Here is a 15,624-nt window from a genome sequence, read left to right as displayed (position 1 = left end):
GAGAGTGGTGATGGCGACGTTAGCGCCTGCTGAGTTCAGCATGACAATCGACGGAAAAGCGGTGACAAGCGCCAAGACCATTCCGGTCATCAATCCTGCTACCGGGGAGCCCTTTGCGCTTGCCCCTGAAGCAAGCGCCGATCAGTTGGAGAGCGCCGTCGAGGCAGCAACGCGAGCCTTTCCTGGTTGGCGGGATACGCCCATGGCCGAGCGCAAGGCCGCTTTGATCACGGCGTCCGACATCATCGCAGCGCATGTGCCGGAACTCACCGCGCTTTTCACTCGCGAACAGGGCCGCCCGACAGAGGGCGCGAGGGCCGAGGTCAGTGGCGCGGCGATGTGGCTCAAGGCGACGACTCTTTTAGATATTCCTGTCGATGTCACCGAGGATAGCGAGACACGTCGCATCGAGGTTCATCATGTTCCACTGGGCGTTGTGTGCGGGATTGTGCCCTGGAATTTCCCGGTTTTGCTAGCGATCTGGAAGATCGCTCCGGCGCTGATGGCGGGCAATACGCTTGTCCTCAAACCATCGCCCTTCACGCCCCTTACCACGCTGCGCATCGGCGAGCTAATCCGCGATTGTTTCCCGGCCGGGGTTCTCAACATCATCTCGGGCGGCGACGAACTCGGGCCGATGATGACCGCCCATAAAGGCTTTGCCAAGATTACGTTCACCGGATCGACCGCAACCGGCCGGCGGGTCATGGAAACGGCTGCCAAGGACCTCAAGCGGATCACCCTGGAACTGGGTGGTAACGATGCTGCGATCATCATGCCAGACGTGGACGTCGATGCGATCGCAAGCGAGCTTTTCCAGGGAGCCTTCCACAATACCGGCCAGGTCTGCGTAGTCACAAAGCGGATGTTCATTCACGAGGATATATACGATCAACTCCGCGACCGGCTGCATCAGCTGGCCAAAGAGACTGCAGTCGGCGACGGGGCGCAGCAGGGCAGCACCTACGGCCCGATCCAGAATGCCATTCAATTCGCCAGAGTGCAGGACCTGCTCGCCGAAGCCCGCGCGAGCGGACTGACGATGCTCGAGGGCGCACCGGTTCCCAAACGGGGATATTTCATACCTTTGACGATTGTCGACAATCCCCCGGATAACAGTCGCGTGGTGGTCGAAGAGGCATTCGGTCCGGTTCTGCCTTTGCTCAAGTTCGCCGATGTCGACGAAGTCGTCAGGCGCGCCAACGACACGGAATATGGTCTTTCGGGTGCGGTCTGGTCAAAAGACATAGAGCAGGCAACCGCCATCGCTCATCGGCTGGATACGGGCACTGTCTGGATAAACCAGAATCTCCAATCGACACCCTTCACTCCGCTTGCGGGCGCCAAGCAATCCGGGTTTGGGCAGGAGAACGGCCTTCCTGGACTTCTGGAATTCACGCGGCCAAAATCTATCTACATTCCCAAGTCTGGAGCACTGGCATGAGCGTAAGGTTATCGCCGGCTGACGAAGCCTTTCGCAGCGAAGTGCGGGAATTTCTCGAAACGTCGCTGACACCGGAGATCCGTCGTGCCGGCAGTCGGATGACAAGCGTCTATGCCGACCATGAAGCGCAGATGGCCTGGCAGGCCATTCTGCATGCCAGAGGTTGGGCTGCACCGGGCTGGCCCAAGGAATACGGTGGTGCTGGTTGGAGCGCAGTGCAAAAGCACATCTACGCCCGCGAGCGTGTCGCGGCGGGTGCACCGCCGACCTCGCCGATGGGGATCAACATGGCCGGCCCGGCGATCATAGGGTACGGCACGCCGACTCAGAAGGCGCACTTTCTCCCGCGCATGCTGTCTGGCGAGCACTTCTGGTGCCAGGGCTATTCGGAGCCGCAAGCCGGATCGGATCTCGCGGCGCTGCAGATGCGTGCAGTGCGCGATGGCGACGAACTGGTTTGCTCGGGCTCGAAGATCTGGGTGACGCATGCGAACGTCGCCAACTGGGTATTCTGCCTGGTTCGCACGACGCGTAACGAGCGCAAGCAGCAGGGGATCACGTTTCTGCTGATCGACATGACGTCGCCAGGAATCGAAGTTCGCCCCATAGTGATGAATTCGGGCGAATGGATCCAGAACCAGATCTTCTTCGAGAACGTCAGGGTTCCGGTCGCCAATGTCCTGGGCGAAATCGACCAAGGCTGGACCGTCGCCAAATACCTGCTCGAATTCGAGCGCGGCGGAACGGCTTATGCACCCGAATTGCGCGCAAACCTGGATGCGCTGCGCGAGCAAGTCTCAGCTTCGCGCGCTGAAGGCCGGCAGCACTCCCCCAGCGCACACTTCGATGCGCGCCTAGCCGACGCCGCCATCCAGATCGAAGTTCTCGACGCGCTGGAGATGGAAATCCTCTCGGCACTGTCAAATGGCCGTGCTGCCGGAACCGATGCTTCGATGATGAAAATTCTCGGCACCGAACTCCAGCAGCTTGTCACTGAACTCGCACTCGAAGCAGCCGGTCCTATCGGCAGGGCCTGGCAACCCGGGGTTTCCATGCCCGGCGGGCCACTCCTGGGCTATCCCGGGTCTATCGAAGACTACGCGAGCGGCGAGCCCTGGCAGGCGATCGCGCCGCTCCGCTACATCAACGAACGCGCAGGCACGATCTACGCAGGAACCAACGAGATTCAGCGCGGAATAATTGCCAAAGCGGAATTGGGGCTTTGATCGAGTTCAGGAATCATGCCCTCTCAAGTGACTGTCGATTATTCCATCGAGATTGATCAGGCCGACATCGTGGCGGAAAAACGTTCGAGGTGCTGATCGGCATCGCCAAGTTCGCTCTCGATCACGGTCAGGCGCTTGAAGCAACGTCCAATGGGCAGTTCTATCGTCATGCCCATACCACCATGGAGTTGGACGGCCTGCTGCCCGATGAAGCGTCCCGCCTGCGCCACAGTTACCTTTGCTGCGCTGACCGCTCGCTCACGTTCGATCTGCGGCCCGGCCAGGGCAGCCATTGCCTTTCGCGCGATCGCTCCCGATCGACGGGCCTGGATATTCATGTCAACGAGGCGATGTTGAATTACCTGAAAGCGTCCAATCGACTGACCAAATTGCTCGCGCTGCTTTGCATAGACGACCGTGTCATGGACGAGCCGGCACATTAGAGAAGAGGCTTCAATGGCCAGACAAGCGACTGCCTCGTCGGAAACGATCTCAAGGATGCCCGTCGCGTCTGTCGCGATGGGAATGACAGGGGTCTGGTGGAAGGAAAGATCGGCAGCGTTTCGGCCGTCTATTGTCGGAAAGCCGCGCCGCTCGAATTGAGATTTCTCCGGAACAAGGAATATGGCCGGTTTGCCGTCATATTGAGCAACAACGAGTATGGCGTCTGAGACATCCGCGTCGAGCACGATTGGCGCAGATCCATCGATCATCCAGTGTCCGTCGCTGCAATGTGCCCGCACATTGCCTCGCAAGCGGGCATCAAGTCCCGCTACCGCCACGCGCCAATGATCGGTGGCAATTCGGCGCAAAATCTCGTCCCCCGCGTCGGTGCGCGAAAGGCCAAGAAGCCTGGCAGCGATGATCGACGTTTCGAGAAAACTCGATGCTGCACAGCACTCCCCCAAGGCGTCCAGGACCGGCTCGGCGTCCGCAACGCCCAATCCTAGGCCGCCAAGGTCTACTGGAACACAGAGCGGCACAACGCCGCTATCGCCCAACGCCGGCCAGATGGCGGAAGGCTCCTTTTGAGATAATCGTCCGATGATGGCAGCGCGCAAAATTGCGTGATCTTCGCCCATTTACCAGGCCCTCATGTTTCTGCTTCCTTGGGCTAGTTGCAACAGATGAAGCCAACGATCTACCGGCGCGCCCTCTGCATCTGCAGGCTAAACGGAGATTGAATGCTGCATTAGCAAACAACGCCATAGGAGTTTGCGAAAACTGCTAATAGAGCAATTTTTCAATTGCTTGATAATAACGAATGATATTTTCCTCAAGTCCGCAATACACCAGATTTTCCGGCGTTCCTGCATTCAGGCCTGCGTGCGTAATCTCTGCGGCACGGAAATCTTCATTGCCGAAGACATTGAGGATCATCTCATACGATCTCTGGAAGACCTCTTCGGCTTTTTGGGTCGTGGCCGGACCGGGCGTGAGCATGAAGTAATGGACTGTTGTATGGGCAACGTCGCGTGGCATCAATATCATAACGCTGATATAATACTGACTGGTAACAACGACGAGATTGGGAAAAGTCGTATACGCATGCGTAACTAACTTGTGGACGTTTTCATCAATATTTTCGTCAAGCATGCCGGGATAGTAGCCAATTCGGCCAGAAACCTGCCGAATATTTGCCCCAAATGAACTAACAATACTCGGCGCGTCGACGAAGAGTCCACCAATCGACGCTGCGTGAAGCCGCTGAACGTGGTATCCCTCAAGGAACGGCTCAAGGACCAACTTCCAGTTGGCCTTCAGCTCGAACACCTTGTGGCCATAAACATGGGAATCGGGGATCCCGAGTGCATCAAAATCATTGGCGATCTGGTCGGACACGTTTGAGAAGTCGGGATCGCTACCATCAAGTTGTGCGTAGATCACGCCGCCAACGGTTCGCGATGGGAGCTGCTTCAAGCCACGCTTGGACTTGTCCAACCCTTTGAACATGTCCGCGCGGGCAACGCCGACGAGCTTGCCGTCAAGTCCATAGGTCCAGGAGTGATAGGGACAAGTCACACGACCCTGTATGTGAGGTTCGCAGTCCTCGACGAGCTTGGAACCTTTGTGCTGGCAGGCGTTGATGAAGACCCTGAACTCACTGTCACGCGCGCGCGAGATCAGAAGCGGCACCCCATATGCCTCAACAGCAAGGATGGACCCAGGCTCGGAGAACGACGCCACAAGCGCGACAGGAACGGGAAACCGACGAAAGATGTGCGCCTGCTCGGCCTCAAAGCGCTCGCGACCGGTAAAGTTGCTATTTGGACGCGTTGCTTCCAGGGGAACGTTTACCGCATCCTTTTCAGCTGGGATGAGCCGAATGTCGGCTTGCTGGCTGGAGGTTAAGTCGGCCAACCGGGTTATCCGACGCTCGGCAGGCTTAGGCATGTTTGCGACGTCGTTCATGACTCGTCGATCTCCCATTTGCAGTGCAACGCTAATACCAACCCAACCTAATGGCAATAGATTTATTTCAAGCGGCGCAATTCGACGGGCGTCGCTGCGCCGCGCCAATGTCTGACCCGCAGACATGACGCCTAACCAATCGCTTATTGATGGGAGTGGATGGGAAGGTTGCGCCAGAGAAAATCGATCACACTCGAATTGAATGCATCATTTCTGTCACCGGCTACCATATGTCCAGCACCCGCCACGTCAGAAACTTCCAGGCTCGGCAAGATTGCCTTGAAGGCCGCAACCCCGGCGTCAGTGACCACGTCACTTTTCAAACCACGGACCAGCAGGACAGGAAGATCTGGTCGTTTTCCCAGCACCTTGGCGGAATGGGTGATCAGTTCGAGCTGCTTTTCCGGTTCTGCGTCAACGATCCGGGGATCCCAATGCCAATGCAGGCGCCCGTTCGTTTGGAGCCGCAGATTTCGCATCAGGCCACTCGGACTGCTCGGGCGCGCGCGCTCGGGATTGTATCGCGCCACGGCCAAAGCCGCATCGTCCAAGTCAGCAAAGCCATCGGGATTACCCCGCATGAAGCCAACGATGCGGTCAATCCCCACCCGATCCGGGTGAGGCACTATATCCACCAGCACGACCGCTTCCGGGTTCGTCCCGGTTGCTACCGCATGAATTGCGGTAGCTCCGCCAAGCGAGGCCCCCACAAGAGCGAACGGCGCATCAAGAGTCGAGACGATCACATTGAGATCGGACACTCTGTCGTCCAACTCGTACGCGCCCGATTGCGACCAATCGCTATCACCATGGCCTCGAGCGTCGAAATTGATGACCCGATAACCTCGCATGATCAAAGCATTCATCGCCCCTGACCAACTGTGCCGTGTCTGCCCTCCTCCATGAAGCAGAATGACGGCTGGCGCCGCAAGCGGCCCCGCATCGTCAGCGACAAGCTCTACTCCGTCAGGGGTTTGGTAGCGACGGATAGCCTTCGTTAGCGCTGAAGCGCCGATTCGGGCGTCCTGCTCGAATTCTTTATGTTGCACGACCGTTTGGCCCTTTCCATACCCTCCAATCTAGGGATAATAGATTTTTGCAAATTGCGGCGCCGCGGTCAACGGCTAGCGCCGCTGGTCAAATGGCAGTAGCAACAAGTTGACTATGCGGCCGCCAGAAGAATTAAGGACCGATTGATGCCAGGAAAGTTAGCCGGCAAACTCGATGGCCAGGCCGTTCCAGTCGCGAAGCGCCGCGTGCCACGCGCGGGGCGGCCGACTACCGCTCTGATCACGCGCGACGCAGCCGCCGATGCTGCCCTTTCAATGATAGACCAGAATGGTCTGGAAGCCTTGAGCCTCCAAAGCGTCGCGCGCGTGCTCGGTGTTAGTGCTCCGTCACTCTACCATCACTTCCGCGACAAAGACGAATTGCTCGCCCTTGTTGCACGCAGATTGCTGCAGGAAGTCGGTTCCGAGCAAGCAAGCTGGTCCGTCGACTGGGAAGAGCGGATGATCGAGCTAAGCCTCGCGACGCGCCGCGTCATGCTGCGGCATCCGAACGCTGCGTCGTTGGCACTGCGCTTCTTTCCACGGCAGGTCATGCTCCCCGCATATGAACATTCCTTGGCAGATTGCCCATATCCGGCGGAGTTTCATGTTGTCGTGAGCGATCTGACCGAGAAATTCACGTACGGATCGGCGCTTTTCGCTGCGGCGGCAAAAGCGCACCACATTCCGGCAATGCCACCTGTCGATCCTGCGCATTTTCCCTATCTGGCGAATGCGCTCGAGGTAGCGCCCAGCGACGAGGACGTATTCATCGAAGGCCTTCGCACTCTTCTTGACGGAATGCGCACGCGTTTTGGTAAAACCCGCTTGAAAGCAGTTTAAAGGGGAGCCTTTACAGCTCCCCACTTTCAATATTTAGAACTTGAAGCCGACTTCAACAAAAAGTTCGCGCGGATTCTCAACATATACGTTGAGGTCGGCCCTATTTCCGGCCGGAGTACCTGTTCCGGTCCCGCCGGTAAACGGAATGTCGTTCGAAGTGGTTACGACGAGACGGTTGGTCAGATTGCGCCCGATCAGAGAGATATTCCACCGCTTTTCGGGCCCAAAGAGCGCAATCGAAGCATCAAATTTGGTGTAGGCGCGCTGCACCGCATCAGGGTTGAGTGCATCAGAGAAGTTATACGACGAGGTGTAGCTCATGTCCCCGTTGAAAGCCGCGCTCAGGCCCGACGAGGAGACCGGGACTTCCAATGTCGCGCCGAGCCGGCCTGAGAAATGCGGAGCCTTGGGAGCGATCCGGCCTTCGTAGTCCTGGGCATTGAACGCACCATTGGCAAACTGCAGGTTGCATCCGCCGGCTACGGTCTGGCCTGAATAGCAGGCTCCGACGAAGTTGTGGAATTTGGCGTCGTTATAGGCTCCCGCACCTCGTAAGCTCAGCCCCGCGATGCCAGGGACGCGATAGTTGAAGTCGCCTTCGACCCCTCGGGTTGTCAGCTTGCCAGCGTTGCCTGCGACCTGACCGAGGGTTGATGGATTGAAAAACTGCACCTGCAGATCGGTGTAGTCGTAAGTGTACGCCGTCAGGTTAAGGCTGAGATGGCGATCCATCAGCAAAGTGCGCAGGCCAATTTCGCCACCCTTTGCCTTTTCGGCACCGTAGCGGCCGCTCGCATCGTTCGCCCCAGGAACGATCGATTGCGAGATGTTGAATCCGCCAGCCTTGAAGCCTTGCTTGTAGGCGGCATACAAAGTCGTATCCGCGTTCGGCTTGTAGCGCAGTGTTGCTTCGGGAGAGAGGTTGTGATCGCGGTATCGGTCATCAATCCGCACGTTTGCCGGAAAGAATGCGGCGAACGCGATGTGAGCAGGAAGCGACTGCTCGTAGGAATTGCGCGATTCCAGACTGTAACGTGCGCCTGCCGACAATTCGACCTTCCCTCCGAAATTGTACGTGCCTTGCGCGAAGCCGGACATTGAATCGCTCGAGAAGCCGTTACTCCGGCTGAACGTGATATAAGTTCCTGTTGTCGGATCGAGAGGCACCGGGAACACGTAGGCATCGGTGTTGAACACCATTTTGCCATGAGCGTAGTAGAGTCCTGCTAGGACGTTGAACGGTCCTGCCAGCTTGGACTGGAAGCGAATTTCCTGTGAGAATTGCTTGAAGTCGCTTAATTCGGAAAACCCGGCTGGGTAAGCCTCACCCGAGACGTTGTTTAAGTCTGTCTGTTTGAAATGGTAGTATCCGGTGATCGTCGTCATATCGATCGCGCCACCCGTGATGTTGCCAGTAAGGACCGCGTACTGCGACTTGAAATCGCCATAGAGCTGGCCGTCGCGTGCATAGCGATAGTTGGCCTGGGCGACCTGAATCGGGATGTTCGACTGGTCCGAACGTCCGTTGACCGTGCAGTCGGCGTTGGGGCTAGGAGGGATACCATTGGCGGCAAGTGGTGTGGTGCGGCCACCACCACATAGCCGTTCGATGATGTCGGTTGGCCCACGGTCCTGCAGGCTCGAGTAGCCGCCCTTCAGTTCAAATTTGACCGCCTCTGTCGGTGTCCAGTCGACAGTGCCTCGAACACCGATCGATTCCCCGCCGCCGCGTCGATCAGACGTGATCGTGCGGAACTGACCAGGAATGTAGTTGGTGTAGGTCGGCGCCGCGGTATTGATGAAGGCACCATCGCTCTTCGAATAGCGGCCTGCGAGCCTGGCACTCAACGTATCGGAAATCGGCCCTGAAACATACCCTTCCGCATACTTCTCGCGAGACTTGAACTCATATCCACCGCGCAGTCCCAATTCGAAATGATCGGTTGGTCCATTGCTGACGATGCTGATCAGACCACCAGTTGTGTTCTTGCCGAAGAACAATGCCTGCGGGCCCTTGAGAACCTCCACGCGCTGAATATCGAACTGGGGAAGACTAATTTCGCGGCCGCGGCTCATCGCAAGCCCGTCTATCACGAACGAAACCGACTGGTCGAACCCGGCACTCAGCGCGGTCGAACCGACACCGCGCAGGAAGATGCTCGACGAGGATCCCGACGAAGCCTTGCCGGCAATCAGTGAGGGCACCTGGCTGCTGAGATCTGAGACGGTCGATACCTGGTACTGGGCAAGCCGCTCGCCAGTGACCGCGGTGATGGCGACCGGCGCATCGAGCAGGCGTTCACTGCGTCGACGGGCGCTCACGATAATCTCGTCCGGGGCCGCTGCGCTGGAGGCCTGTTGATCGTCGGCTGGGGCACTCGTCGCGGGGGCAGATTGGGCAAGTGCCGCTACCGGCACCAGAGCAGTGGTCGTCAGGGCAACAAGTGCGAGTTGAATCCTACGAGACATTGGCAAAGTCCTCTCCCTGTGATCCGGACACATTAATGCGTCAGATATCAAAACCTGATCTTGTTAGATTAACGTACCCACGCCCAACCTAATGTCAATAGATTGATTGCTCATTTATGCCGCTGCGTGATCGCGTAAAATGATATCGGCTGCGCGCCAGGCCATCGCCATTGTAGGCCCTTGGGTGTTGCCGGCCGGAATCGCGGGCATAATCGAGGTGTCCATCACACGAAGCCCGACTACCCCGCGCACACGCAGCGCCGGGTCGACGACCGAGCTTGCGTCGTTGCCCATGCGGCAACTGCCAACTGCGTGGTATGCGCAAGTGCCGAACCGATCATACGCCGCCAGTATCTCATCGTCGGTCTCAAATTTTGGTCCGGGCATCGTTTCTTCGCCAATAAGCTCGGCGAGCGGCGCCTGTTTCACATATTCGCGGACGACCCTGACCGCTCCAATCATGGACTGCCGATCGGCATCGTTGGCACGGTAATTTGGCTGGAAACTCGCAGCGGCATCCGGATCAAGCGTGGTGATATGGATGCTTCCACGCGAAGTCGGGCGTAGCGAGTACACCACCACATGCATGCCGGGAAATCGCTCGACATCCTTGCGCTGCTTCGCGAAATCAAAGGAGAAAGGTGCGATCAGGACCTGTGCGTCTGGCCTGTTCAGACCTGGGCGAGACCTGAACCATCCGCCTATCTCGTAAGCGGCTGCGGACATCGGACCGGTCCGCGACAAATAGTAGCGCAGCGTTGAGCGCAGCAGACGCCAGCCATGAAATTCCTTGTTCTGCGAGATGTCACGCGTCAATTTCCATTGCATGATCAGGCCGCGGTGCTCGATAAGCCCCTCACCAACCTCGGGGTTGTGATGAACGACCGGAATACCGAGCGCTTCAAGCCGGCTGGCATCTCCAATTCCTGACCGCTCGAGGACGCCCGGGCTGGCCATGGCGCCACCGCATACGATGACTTCGCCTCGCACTTCCACGCGCTCGCGCGCGCCTGCACGAACATATTCAACGCCATTGGCGCGTGTTCCATCAAAGGTGACCCGGTCGACTGTGCAGTCAGTCAGGATAGTGAGGTTGGAGCGCTTCTCTGCCGGGCGCAGGAATGCGACTGCAGCGCTTTGCCGTTTGCCGCCAGCGATGGTGCGCGGCGCGAAGCCGATGCCGTCGCCGTTGTCGGGGCAGTTGACATCATCCTTGCGCGGCCACCCGAGAGCCTCGCCCGCTTGGATCATGGCAGTAGACAATTTATCGCTAAGCGTCGGCATCGTAATCTTGAGCGGGCCGCGATCGCCGCGCGTCTCTGCCGCTCCCAGTTCGTGGCTTTCGAGCGCGGCGTATGCTGCGCCAATTTGCTGCCAATTCCAGTCGTCGCTGCTCAGTTCAGCGATCGCATCAAAGTCTGCGGGCTGACCCCGGACATACATCATGCCGTTAATCGAACTCGAACCTCCCAGTACACGCCCACGGACCCAGACCTCGGATTGCCCCTCGGTGCAGTCGGCGGGCTCGCTCGCGTATGCCCACAAGTGCTTGGGATCGCTCATCACCTTGGCGAGGCCCTTGGGCATGGCAATGAAAGGGTGGCTGTCACGCGGGCCGGCCTCCAGCAGGCAAACCTTGACCCTTGGATCTTCGGATAAGCGATAGGCAAGGACGCAGCCGGCGGCCCCCGCGCCCACGATCACGTAGTCAAAGCCGTCCATGCATCCTCCTCGGGCGCAGCGCGCCGTTATTCTATTATCGCTAGATAAGCTGTAACCGGCTCAGGCCACAACCCCCTTCAGAGAAAACTATTGCCATTAGGTTGGATCTCACTTAGCCTGCGGGCAAATGAGGGTTTTCGCCAGCCTTATGGCGCTCGGAGAGGCATGAATGTCGCAAACACTGTCGAACGCGCTCGCGTGGTGGGCCCGCATGCGCGGGGAGCAGCCGGCTGTGGTCCTGCGGGGCGAGCGACTCACTTATGCAGAATACAAGGATTGGTCGGATCGGATTGCAGCGATGCTGATCGCCAAGGGCTTGCGCCCTGGAGACAGGGTTGCCGTCTGCTCCGCGAATAGCCTCGCCTACGCAGCCCTGATCATGGGAACAATCCGCGCCGGCGGGATCGTGAATCCGGTCAACTTCCGTTACACGGCACGCGAAATTGCCGACTTGTGCGAATCGACCGAACCCAGGTTCGCTTTTGCAACGTCCGACCATGCGGCCCAGATGATCGATGCAGGGCTCGCCCCGCTCGAAATGACCGAGATTGAATCGCTCCGCGAAGGGCAACCGGCCCAGATCGATCATGATCCCGACCCGGACGCTCCTGTCGTCATCATTGCGACATCGGGTTCCACCGCAAAGCCCAAAGGCGTCGTATTCACAAACCGCTCGATGACGGCCTATGCGGCGAATTGGGCCGTCGAGGAAATCAGCACAGCACCCGGCTCTCGCATCATTAGCCTCGCCCCGCTCAACACATCGGCCGGTTTCGTCCAGCTGATGCATTACGCAACGCAAGGCTGTACAATTTACATGGAACCACAATTCGATGCGCTACGTGCTCTTAGATTGATCGAACAAGAACGAATCACGACCTTCGCAGCCGTTCCCGCATTTTTCGAATTTATCGCGGCCCTTCCTGAGTTTGCAACTGCGGACCTGACTTCAATCAGGCTAGCTACAGCCGGTGGCTCGCGGGTGAGCCGCCAATTGCTCGATGCCTACAAAGCCAAAGGCATCATCATCCGCCAGATCTATGGACAAACCGAAGTCGGCGGGAACGCAACGATCATGCCCGAGCATCTCGCCCTCGACGCACCCGACAAATGCGGTTGGGGGGGCGTGTTTATCGACATCCGCGTCGTGCGGCCCGACGGAACGGACTGCGATCCCAACGAGCCAGGCGAAATCGTGATGCGAGCGCCCGGCATGATGAAGGAATATTGGCGCAATCCGGTAGAAACCGCGAAAACAATTAGGGATGGCTGGCTCTATTCGGGTGACATTGGATCACTGGATGAAAGCGGCATGCTAACCTTCATAGACCGGATGAAGGATCTGATCATCTCGGGTGGGCTGAATATTTCTGCTGCAGAAGTCGAAAAAATCGTCTGTGAATTTCCTGGTGTGATTGAGGCCCTTGCGATTGCGGCGCCAGACGCAAAGTTCGGCGAAACCCCGTTTGTCATCTATCACGGACCAAGCGAAGTCGATGTCGCTGCGTTGATCGCGTACTGCAACGACAATCTCTCCAATTACAAGGTGCCGCGCTACGTCGCCTACTCTGCTGACCCGCTGCCACGCCTTGCCACCGGTAAACTGTCAAAGCCTGCTGTCCGTGAACGCTATGCCGGTGCTCATGAACACCTCGCGCGCGTCCGCTAAGGAGCAACAAAATGAACATTCAATCAACAATTTCTGCTGCTCCTGGCCATGTTCCGGAGCACCTTATCTTCGATTTCAACATCCATGGTGATCCTCGGATCAACGAGGATGTGCAAGGCAGCTATGCTGCCGCGCTGGCTGACGCACCGGACATCTTCTGGACTCGGCTTAATGGCGGTCACTGGATCATCAAGTCGTTCGAAGGCATCTCACAGATCGTAACTGATCCGGAACATTTTTCGGCGCGCGAGATGCAGATACCACGCGTTCCCAATCCTCCGAAGTTCATTCCGCTGAACCTCGATCCGCCTGAAAATCTGCCGTATCGCCGAGCCATGGCGCCGATGTTCGGCCCCATTGCCATCAAGGCCCTCGAGCCGGGCATGCGCGAACTGGCAACCAGGATGGTATCGGCAGTTGCCAAGCAGGGTGGTTGTGACTTTCAGGCCGAAGTGGCCAAGATTTACCCGGTTACCGTTTTCATGGACCTCATGGGAATGGACCTTTCGCGGCTTCATGATTTTCGCGAGCTTGCCGAAGGCTTCTTCAATACGCACAGCGATCCTGCCGAACTGGAGCGCTTGAGTGGCTTGATCCTTGGCGAAATGAAGACCTTGATCGATGCCAAACGCGCAAATCCCGATGACAAGCTGATGTCCCATTTCATCAACGTGGATATTGGCGGGAGAACAATGACCGAGGGCGAAATCCTTGCGATGAGTTTTCTGCTGTTTCTCGGCGGAATGGATACGGTGACCAATGTTACCGGGTTTGCATTCCAGCAGCTCGCACAGATGCCGGACGTCCAAGCGGAGCTCGCTGCCGACCCTTCGCTCGTCAGTGCATTTGCCGACGAAGCAATCCGGCTGTTCGGGGTCGTCAACACGCCACGGCTGGTCGTCAAAGACCAGACAATCGGCGAGGCGAATTTTCGGCCGGGCGAAATGGTCCTGTGCATCCTGTGCCTGGGCAGTCGGGATCCTTCAAAATTTGATCGACCAAACGCGTTCGATCTCCATCGCAAGCGCACCGCACACCTGACGTTCTCGTCGGGTCCTCACTTGTGCATTGGTCACGTCCTCGGTCGCGCCGAGCTCAGAATTCTGACCGAGGAGTGGGTCAAATCCATCCCGGCCTTTTCGGCCACCGCAAACGAGAGCCACGCATTCCGGATGGGAACGGTGATGGCACTGGAGAATCTGCCTTTGGAATGGAAAATAGCGTGAGCCGGCATGATGGCGCCGATGCGCCCTATTGGGACGGCCTTCAGCAGGGCAAGCTCGTCCTCCCTCGTTGCAGCGGGTGTCATCGCTGGGCGTGGCCAGCAGGCCATCGATGCGGAGTGTGCGGCAACCTTGGCAACAGTTGGTTCGAGCTTCCGATGCGGGCGACAGTGTTTGCCTGGACCCGCACATGGCATCGCTTCGGCATGACTGAATCGCTCCCACTCCCCTTCACAAGCGTAGTGGCCGAAGTGGACGATTGCGGCGTGCGGTTACTCGGCCGGTTCGAAGATCAGGACGATGCGACACCGCGAATTGGCGAGTCCCTCGCAGGGCATCCCGGCACGACAACAGTGGGCGACGACCACATCCCGACGATTATCTGGAGTCGCTCACGATGAGCCCGCTGTACGGCAAAACCGCAATCGCGGGGGTTGGCTTGCGCCAGTACAAGCGCGGGAAGTCTCCCTTGCCCGAACGCAGCGTGCTGGTCGATGCCATCCTGGCCTGCTGCGAGGAGGCTGGCTTCGACCCTGCGGACGTGGATGGCTTCGTCTCTTATGGTGACGACCACAACGAGCCGGTGCGCCTGATGCCCGAACTTGGCACCAAGGAACTTCGCTGGTCCGCCGCGGTCTGGGGTGGCGGCGGTGGCGGGATCGCTGGCGCATTCGGGGTTGCGGCGAGCGCCATCCTGACCGGACAGGCCAAAGCCGTCGTTGTGTTCCGGGCCCTGGTTGAAGGCGCAAGCGGTCGCTTGTCTGCCGCCGTGATGGCGCACCACCTCAACGATCACCTGCTTGCGGCCGGCGTAGTCTCGCCCGCGCAATCCTGCGCCATTCGGGCAAACCGGCTGTTCGAATATCACGGTGTGTCACGGCAACTTGTCGAAGAACTGGTTCGCGCTTCGTATCACCACGGCTCCAAAAATCCCGAGGCGGCGAGCTACGGTCAGGCTTTCGACGTCGAAATACTGCGCAATTCCAGAAAGATCGCAGAGCCATTTCGATTGTTTGATTGTTCACGTGAGAACGATGGCGCTGGCGCCCTGCTCATGGTGTCCGCAGAGCTGGCGCGTGACCTCAAGAAGCTGCCGGTCTATCTTCTTGGCTGCGCACAGGGGGCAGACGCCGGGTGGGGCGACCTTCTCGAAAACGATGCGGCTGATCTTTATGCAACAGGCGGGTTCAGGACCATTGCGCGTCGGCTTTACGCTGACACCAACCTTTCGCCCGCCGATATCGATGTCGTCCAGTTGTACGAAAACTTCGACGCGCAGGGTATCATGTCATTGATCGACCACGGTTTCTGCAACTATGAAAATGCCGGCGAAGTCATCCGGTTTTCCAACCTGATTGCCGACGGCGGCAATCTTCCAATTAACACTTCGGGCGGCAACCTCGCCCAGGGCTTTATCCATGGCATTGGTCTGCCGATCGAGGCGGTGCGGCAGTTGCGCGGTGAATCGTCGAACCCGGTCGCGGGCGCGCGAACATGCCTGCTGGCTGGTGGGCCAGGTGCTCCCACGGTCAGCTCGGCCATTTTTGCCAATCAGATCCCGTAAAGG

The 15,624-nt window shown here is 58.3% G+C and carries 12 protein-coding genes; 7 read left to right on the top strand and 5 right to left on the bottom strand.

Annotated elements, in window-relative coordinates:
• The first annotated feature begins 10 nt into the window (after positions 1–10).
• Complete coding sequence (locus ACO056_RS03415) at positions 11–1,444, top strand: aldehyde dehydrogenase family protein (RefSeq protein WP_421851831.1); 1,434 nt, start codon at positions 11–13, stop codon at positions 1,442–1,444.
• A 41-nt stretch (positions 1,445–1,485) separates the two neighbouring features.
• Positions 1,486–2,670 (top strand): acyl-CoA dehydrogenase family protein, encoded by a 1,185-nt coding sequence (locus ACO056_RS03410; RefSeq protein WP_421851829.1) that lies wholly within the window; start codon positions 1,486–1,488, stop codon positions 2,668–2,670.
• A gap of 56 nt (positions 2,671–2,726) precedes the next feature.
• Here the strand turns inward: ACO056_RS03410 and ACO056_RS03405 are convergent, their stop codons facing one another.
• From ACO056_RS03405 to ACO056_RS03395, 3 genes are all read right to left on the bottom strand, one after another.
• A complete protein-coding gene (locus ACO056_RS03405) occupies positions 2,727–3,752 on the bottom strand; it encodes an acyl-CoA dehydrogenase family protein (protein ID WP_421851826.1) in 1,026 nt (341 codons plus the stop codon).
• Positions 3,753–3,897: 145 nt separating this feature from the next.
• Positions 3,898–5,082 carry an aromatic ring-hydroxylating oxygenase subunit alpha gene (locus ACO056_RS03400; protein ID WP_421851823.1) on the bottom strand — a complete coding sequence of 395 codons (1,185 nt, stop codon included), beginning with the start codon at positions 5,080–5,082 and terminating at the stop codon, positions 3,898–3,900.
• A 143-nt stretch (positions 5,083–5,225) separates the two neighbouring features.
• A complete protein-coding gene (locus tag ACO056_RS03395; protein ID WP_421851820.1) occupies positions 5,226–6,131 on the bottom strand; it encodes an alpha/beta fold hydrolase in 906 nt (301 codons plus the stop codon).
• A gap of 147 nt (positions 6,132–6,278) precedes the next feature.
• On the opposite strand from ACO056_RS03395, the gene ACO056_RS03390 reads away from it, so the two are divergent.
• Positions 6,279–6,974, top strand: coding sequence for a TetR/AcrR family transcriptional regulator (locus ACO056_RS03390; protein WP_421851816.1), 696 nt, complete (start codon positions 6,279–6,281; stop codon positions 6,972–6,974).
• A gap of 33 nt (positions 6,975–7,007) precedes the next feature.
• On the opposite strand, the gene ACO056_RS03385 is transcribed toward ACO056_RS03390, so the two are convergent.
• Positions 7,008–9,443, bottom strand: a complete 2,436-nt coding sequence (locus ACO056_RS03385; protein ID WP_421851813.1) for a TonB-dependent receptor — start codon at positions 9,441–9,443, stop codon at positions 7,008–7,010.
• 114 nt (positions 9,444–9,557) lie between these two features.
• Complete coding sequence (locus ACO056_RS03380; RefSeq protein ID WP_421851810.1) at positions 9,558–11,165, bottom strand: GMC family oxidoreductase; 1,608 nt, start codon at positions 11,163–11,165, stop codon at positions 9,558–9,560.
• A 169-nt stretch (positions 11,166–11,334) separates the two neighbouring features.
• Here ACO056_RS03380 and ACO056_RS03375 point away from each other — a divergent pair, with 169 nt between their 5' ends.
• Genes ACO056_RS03375 through ACO056_RS03360 form a run of 4 tightly spaced genes read left to right on the top strand, consistent with a single transcriptional unit; the run spans position 11,335 to position 15,621 of the window.
• The gene (locus ACO056_RS03375; RefSeq protein WP_421851807.1) at positions 11,335–12,834 is read left to right on the top strand and encodes a class I adenylate-forming enzyme family protein; all 1,500 of its coding nucleotides are present in this window, start codon (positions 11,335–11,337) and stop codon (positions 12,832–12,834) included.
• A gap of 11 nt (positions 12,835–12,845) precedes the next feature.
• A complete protein-coding gene (locus ACO056_RS03370) occupies positions 12,846–14,060 on the top strand; it encodes a cytochrome P450 (RefSeq protein ID WP_421851804.1) in 1,215 nt (404 codons plus the stop codon).
• Positions 14,045–14,458: a Zn-ribbon domain-containing OB-fold protein gene (locus ACO056_RS03365; protein ID WP_421851801.1), complete on the top strand. Its 414-nt coding sequence runs from the start codon at positions 14,045–14,047 to the stop codon at positions 14,456–14,458. The genes ACO056_RS03370 and ACO056_RS03365 overlap by 16 nt, the downstream gene beginning before the upstream one ends.
• The gene (locus ACO056_RS03360) at positions 14,455–15,621 is read left to right on the top strand and encodes a thiolase C-terminal domain-containing protein (protein WP_421851798.1); all 1,167 of its coding nucleotides are present in this window, start codon (positions 14,455–14,457) and stop codon (positions 15,619–15,621) included. The genes ACO056_RS03365 and ACO056_RS03360 overlap by 4 nt, the downstream gene beginning before the upstream one ends.
• The last annotated feature ends 3 nt before the right edge of the window (positions 15,622–15,624 follow it).

This window comes from Novosphingobium sp., from assembly GCF_965228995.1.
Classification (GTDB): domain Bacteria; phylum Pseudomonadota; class Alphaproteobacteria; order Sphingomonadales; family Sphingomonadaceae; genus Novosphingobium.
Note: the sequence above shows the minus strand (reverse complement) of the source record. Positions and strands in the feature narration are given on the sequence as shown.